The sequence below is a fragment of the Nocardia sp. NPDC058519 genome, assembly GCF_042719755.1.
Taxonomy (GTDB): Bacteria; Actinomycetota; Actinomycetes; order Mycobacteriales; family Mycobacteriaceae; genus Nocardia.
This window is the reverse complement of record NZ_JBHXNK010000017.1, coordinates 43,766-50,710: the sequence shown is the minus strand read 5'-3', so window position 1 is coordinate 50,710 and position 6,945 is coordinate 43,766. Positions and strand designations below refer to the sequence as shown.

Below are 6,945 nucleotides of genomic sequence, written 5' to 3'. Positions count from 1 at the left end.
CCCTGCGGCGGCCGCCCGCTTTTCTCACGGCGTTCTGTGTTTCGTGCCTGTCACCGCGAATGGATCGCGGGTGGGTTCAATCGAGCAGTTCGTTGCCACCGACCGGTAGGTCTGGATCGGTGGTGAGAGTGTCGAGGACCCGCACAAGGCACTCAGCGAAGCTACGCACCGTCGCCGGGACGAACAGATCGGAGAGGTATTTGAGGGTCAGGTGCAGCCGGGTGCCGACGAAGACCGTGAGAGTGAGGGGGTAATGGGTGGCGTCGTGGCCGGTCACGTCGACAATCTGAATGCCGGCGACGTCGGAGGTCTCGAGCAGTCCTACCCGGTCGATCGGGTAGGACTCGAACACGGTCAGGGTGTCGAAAAAGGCCGCGGGGCCTGCTGCGTGTTGGATCTCGCTCAATCCGAGGTAATGGTGCCCCAGCAGCGCGACCTGCTCGGTCTGGACCCGGTCGAGCAATCCGCCGAGGGTTTCGCGGTCATCGAGGGTGATCCGGACCGGCACCGTGTTGATGAACAACCCGATCATCTCCTCGATGCCGCGGATCTGTGGCGGGCGCCCCGACACGGTGGCACCGAACACCACGTCATGGCGTGCGGTCAGGGCGGCGAGCACGATGCCCCAGGCAGTCTGGACGACGGTGTTCACGGTGACTCCCCGCTCGCGAGCGAGCGTCTCGATCCGGTGGGTCTGCGGTTCGGTCAGGGTGAGGTGGGTGTCGCGAGGGATCGCCGACAACTGCCTGCCCCGGTCGGCGGGGACGAGCAGGGTCGGTTCCTCGAGTCCGGCCAGTGCCACCGCCCACACGGTCCGCGACGCGTCCGGGTCCTGCCGTTTCAGCCAGGCCAGGTAGTCGCGGTACGGGTGCACCGGCGGCAGCAGTGCGGGGTCCCCGCCGGTGCTGTAGAGGTTCAGCAGTTCCCTGAGCAGCAGTGGGTTGGACCAGCCGTCGAGCAGGATGTGATGGTTGGTCCAGATCAGCCGGTGCTCGTCCGGGGCGGTGGTGACGACCAGCAGCCGCAGCAGCGGGGCGGTCGCCGTGTCGAACCGGACACCCCGGTCTGCGGTGAGAATCCGGACGAGTTCCTGCTCCCTGCTACCTATCTCGAACCCGGTCAGGTCGATCTCGCGCAGCGGTACCTCGACACGGTCCGGCACAACTTGCACGAATGCTCCGTCCGGGTCCTGGGTGAACGCGGCCCGCAGGTTCGGGTGACGCTCGAGCAGCGTCCGCACTGCCACCCGCAGCCGACCCAGATCCAGCGGGCCGTGGACGTGGAGCACCAGCTGCACCAGATATGCGTCGACCGACTGCTCCGCCAGCAGCGCGTGGAACAGCAACCCGCCCTGCAGCGGCGTCAGCGGCCACACCTCGACCAGCCCGGGGAACCGCGCCTCGAGTACTTCGATCGCCGACTGCTCGAGGTGCGCCAGCGGGAAGTCAGACGGGGTGTGCCCGCCGGACCCGGGTGCGGCCGCGTGCACGGTCACCGCGGTTACCGCCTGACGCCACACCCCGGCCAGATCGGTGACCTCCTCGGCGGTGAGGATCCCGGTCGGGAACGCGAACCGCGCCCGCAGTCGGGGACCCTCCGGGGTATCGGTGACGATCGCGTTGATGTCGAGCACCGCTGCCGCGGGCAGTTCCGGGTCCGGCGGGGCGGTGAGTTCACCGACCCCGTCCGCCGGGGTCCAGCCCGTCCCGCGCAGCTGCTCGGGTACATCAGCGATCCGGCCCAGATAGTTGAACCTGATCTGCGGGTCGGGCAGTTGGCGCAGCGTCGGGCCGGTGTCGGGGTTGAGGTAGCGCAGCAGCCCGAAGCCGATGCCGTGATCCGGGATCGCCAGGAGTTGTTCCTTGACCGCTTTGATCGCCGCCCCGGCGGCCGCGCCCCCAGCCAGGGCGTCGTCGACGTCGATCCCGGACAGGTTCACTCGCACCGGGAACATCGTGGTGAACCAGCCCACCGTCCGCGACAGGTCCGCGCCCGGAACCACCTGCTCCTGCCGACCGTGTCCCTCCAAGGTGATCAGCGTCTCGCGGGCATCGACGCCCCGATCGAGCCGCCACTTCGTCACCGCCAGCGCCAGCGCCGCCAGCAGCCCGTCATCGACAGTGCCGTGGAACCTCCCTGGCACTGTGGTCAGCAGGGTCTCGGTCACCTCCGACGGCAGATCGACGGTGACCGTGTCGACAGTCGGGGCAAGATCCGACGCCGGATCCAGCCGCCGCGACCCCAGCACCGGATCAGGCCCGGTCACCATGGCTGTCCACAGCTCGAGTTCCGCGACCCGCTCCCGGCTGTGCGCGGCCTCGACCAGCCCGTGCGCCCACCTGCGCATGGAGGTGCCGACCGCGCCCAGCTCCGGCTCCGCGCCCGCCGTGATCCGGGACCAGGCTGCCGCGAGAGAGGGGATCAGGATCCGCCACGACACCCCATCGATGACGATATGGTGCGCCACCAGCAACACCCGGCCACCGGAAGTGGCTGCATCACCAGCGGTTTCGGGATCGAACCACACGATCTGCACCATCAACCCGGCGCTCGGGTCCAGTCGGCCCGTCGCCGCGTCCAGCTCGGCGGCAATGGTCGCGGCGAACGCTTCCCCGGTCGTGGATTCGACCGACACCCGACGGATCAAGCGGTCCGCGGGCACTGCCCCGACCGGCCGGACCTCCACTACCCACCCGATCCCGGCTCCTTGGTCCGGGCGAAGCGTGGCCCGGAGCATGTCGTGCTGGTCGAGCACCGCCCGCACCGTGCGGGCCAGCGTGTCACCGTCGAGCCCGGCCGGCGCGGTCAGCAGCACCGCCTGCGAGAACCGGTCGAAACCGGTGCCGCGCTCGAACAGCCATCCCAGGATCGGGATGAGCGCCACCTCACCGACCCCGCCACCGGCAAGTTCGGCCGGCACCGGGCCCGCCCCGCCGCCCGGCACGGCGACCCGGGCGAGCGCGGCCACGGTCCGATGTTCGAATATCTCCCGCACGGTGAAGACCAGCCCCGCGGCCTTCGCTCGCGTCACCACCTGGATCGACATGATCGAATCCCCGCCCAGAGCGAAGAAGCTGTCGTCGACCCCGACCCGATCCACGCCGAGGACCTGCGCGAACACACCCGCCACGAGCTCTTCCCTCGGTGTCGACGGCGCCCGGAACCGGGTTCCCGCCGCGGTGAAGTCCGGGGCGGGCAACGCCGCCCGATCCAGCTTCCCGGCCGGAGACAGCGGGAACTCGTCGAGCACCACCACCGCCGCAGGCATCATGTGATCCGGCAACCACTGCCTCAGAGAGGTTTTCACCGCATCCACGGCCACCACCGCACCGGGTTCGGGGACGACGTACCCGATCAGGCGGTCCCCGCTCCCGTCGTCACGGACGATCACCACCGCCAGCGCGACCGAGTCGCATCGCAACAACGCCGCCTCGACCTCGCCGAGCTCGATTCGGTAGCCATGGACCTTCACTTGGAAATCGGTGCGCCCCACCCACTGGAGCTGCCCGTCCCCGGTCCAGCGCACCCGGTCCCCGGTCCGGTACGTTCGCGCACCGGGCTGTCCGCGTGGGTCAGCCACGAAACGGATCGCCGTCGATCCCGGATGCCGGTGATAGCCCCGCGCCAATTGCACTCCCGACACGTACAACTCGCCGACTACGCCCACCGGCACCGGTTGTAGCCGGTCATCGAGGACATAGACCCGGGTGTTCCACACCGGCGCACCGATTGGCACCGCGGCGGAATCCTCGTCGGTCACCTCGTGGAACGTCACGTCCACCGCCGCCTCGGTGGGTCCATAGAGATTGTGTACCGACCCGGCGGGCATCCGCTGCCGTACCTGCTGCGCCACCTGCGCCGACAATGCCTCGCCCGACGCGAACAGATACCGCAGCTTCGGCAACTCCACGACCGGCTCGGCGACGAAGGCAGTCAACATCGACGGTACGAAATGCACCGTCGTCACCCGTTCGGTGTCGATGATCCGCGTCAGATAGGTCGGGTCCCGATGCCCGTGTGGTGTCGCGATCACCAACCGCGCTCCGGTGTGGAGTGGCCAGAACAACTCCCACACCGACACATCGAAGGTGATCGGCGTTTTCTGCAACACCACGTCGGTGTGGTCGAGCCGGTACTCGGCCTGTGCCCACACCAACCGGTTCACGATCGAGGCGTGGCTCAGTGCCACGCCCTTGGGCACCCCGGTGGAGCCGGAGGTGAAGATCACGTACGCCGTGTTTCCCGGTCGCAGTGGTGAGATCCGGTCCGTATCCGACAGCGGGGCAGTCGAATACCCCGAGACATCGAGGGTGTCGACGGCCAGGACAGGCCTGTTTCCCGCGACCTCGACCCTTTCCCGTTCGCTGGTGAGCACACACACCGGATCGGTCGTGTCGAGAATGTAGGACACCCGATCGGCGGGCTGATCCGGATCGACCGGCACATACCCTCCGCCCGCCCCGAGGACCGCGTACAGGCCGACAACCATGTCCATCGACCGCCGCATCGTCACGGCGACCAGGGTCTCCGGTCCCACACCTTCGACAACCAGCCTGCGGGCGAGTCGGTTGACCCGCCTACCGAATTCGACATAGGACAAGCGTTCGTCGTCGAAAACCACCGCGATGTTCTCCGGCGTGCGCACGACCTGCGCGTCGAACAGGGACACCAACGTCAGATCGTCGCCTACCGCATGGTCGGTGGCATTCCAGTCACCGAGTATCACTTGCCGGTCGGTGCCATCGAGGAGCTCGATGGCACCGACCGGCAGGTCCGGATCGGTGGTGAGAGTGTCGAGGACCCGCACGAGGCCGTCAGCGAACCTGCGCACCGTCGCCGGGACGAAAAGATCTGTCGCATAACTGAAATCGGCAGTCATGCCCGCCGGTGCGCCGTCCTCGTCGAACCGCTCGGCCAGAGTCAGTTGCAGATCGACCTGTGTGGTTCCCGGATCGACCCCGATCATCTCGATCCGGAATCCCGGCAACTCCAGAACCGGCCGGGCCGTGTTCCGGCAGCCGAGGGCAACCCGAAACAGGGGTGCATGCTCCGTCGACCGGACCGGCGCGAGCTCCTCGACCACTCGCTCGAACGGCACTTCCGCGTGGGCGAACGCGCCCAGATCAACATCACGGACCAGCTCGAGCAGCTCCCCGAACGAGGTGCCACCGCGAATCGGGGTGCGCAACACCAACGTATTGACGAACGTCCCCGGTACCTCGTCGAGGACGGCCTCCCCACGCACGGCTACCGCCGTGCCCACCGCGACGTCGGAGCTGCCGCACAACCGCGACAGCAACACCGCGAACCCCGCGTGCACGGTCATGAACACACTCGCCCGGTACTCCCGCGCCATGGCCGCGATCCGCCGGTGCACGTCGGCGCCGATCGAGAATTCGTACCGCGCAGCCCGCAGCGATCGTCGTGCGGGGAGGGGCCGGTCGGTCGGCAACGCCAACCCGGGCAGCGCGGCGAGCGTACGCCTCCAGTAGTTCAACTGAGAGTTCTTCCTGTGCAGGCGTTCTCCCACGCGCGCACTGGTTGCATGGATCGTCCCGACCGCGGTGCCGGCGTCCGTCGCGATGAACTCCCCGAGCAGGTCGACGATCTGCGTGTGCTGAGTGCGTACCTCGTCGTCTCGGTACCGATGTGGATTCGCGCGGATTTCGACGACGGTCTTCGCCGGTGTCGCGTTCTGGTACACGGTGATCAGTCGATCTCCGACCGGTCCCCGGCTGAGGATGTGGATTTGCCCGACGACCGGGCCGACCTTGATCTCGTAGGGAAAAAGCATCACGTTCACCTGCGGCACGGAGAATCGAGCAGCGGTGCCGGTGGCGCCGGCATTGCGGCGGATGTCCTCGATGCCACAACCCTGGTGACGCAACGCGCCGATCAACTCACCCTGTACTCGCTGCACGAGCTCGCCTACCGAGTCCTCGGGCCGCACCCGCAGTCGCAGGGGGACGACGTTGGCGAGCATGCCGCCGGAACGACGCAGCGCAGCGGTTGTTCGCCCTGAGACCGGGATGCTGACCAGGATCTCGTCGCTGCCCGCCATCCGGGACAGGTACAAGGCGATTCCGGCGAGTGCCACGGCTGCCGACGTCGCACCGAACCGGCTCGCGGAGTCCTCGAGGCGCGCGGCTGTGGTGTCCGACAGCGGCGCGCTCTCGACGATGTTTCGGACAGCATCGGGAACTGTCTCGTATTCCGGTGTGCCCCAGTCCGACAGGCCCGCGATTCGCTCCGCCCAATACTCCCGATCGGCGGAGAACCGGCTGGAGGCGCGGTACTTCCGATTCAGCTCGAACACGGTACGCAACTCCATCGCCTTGTTCGGCTCGGCGTCCCTGCCCACGAACGCGGCCGTGTAGAGCTCCGCAGCTCGACTGAACATCGCCGCCGCGCCGAAACCGTCCAACGCGATGTGGTGAACCCTTGCGTACCACAGGTAATCGGAGTCGCCGACCTGCAAGATCGAGATCGTGCCCAAGCGATCGGCAAAAAGGTCGAACGGTGCCGCGCAGTTCTGCCGCATCCAGTTGTGTGCTGCCGCAACCGGGTCGCGCTCGTCGCGGAAATCGATGAAGCCCATCGGGTGAGCGAGCGATTGGTCAACGATTTGGAACGGCCGACCATCAACCTCGATCAGGCGAAGAAAGGGCGACTGGAACTCACGACCGGCCACCGTGGATCTCTCGCGAAGGAGCTCAGGATCCAGTTCTCCGTGCAACTCCACATAGTGGGCCATACAGAACGGCACCTCAGGTGCGAGCTGCTGGGCGAACCAGATCCCATATTGGGCCGGCGAGAGCGGAAAAGCCCCTGGCGGTACTTCCTCGGCGTGAAAGCTGGGCTGCACACGCTTCTGAGGGTGTTCAGAATTCGAGGCAGACCGTTTTTCGAGGAATACCATTCAGGAAAGTCTCCTCCAGTTGGCTC

The 6,945-nt window shown here is 67.2% G+C and carries 1 protein-coding gene; it reads right to left on the bottom strand.

Annotation, left to right across the window (positions count from 1 at the left end; all coding sequences use genetic code 11):
- Positions 1-76 precede the first annotated feature (76 nt).
- On the bottom strand, positions 77-6,919 hold the full coding sequence (locus ACFWPK_RS19600) for an amino acid adenylation domain-containing protein (protein WP_378917686.1): 6,843 nt from the start codon (positions 6,917-6,919) through the stop codon (positions 77-79).
- Between the last annotated feature and the right edge of the window lie 26 nt (positions 6,920-6,945).

What these genes read in the sequence shown, in the direction of transcription:
- ACFWPK_RS19600 (WP_378917686.1), bottom strand. Translation starts at nt 6,919, where the DNA reads ATGGTATTCCTCGAAAAACGGTCTGCCTCGAATTCTGAACACCCTCAG.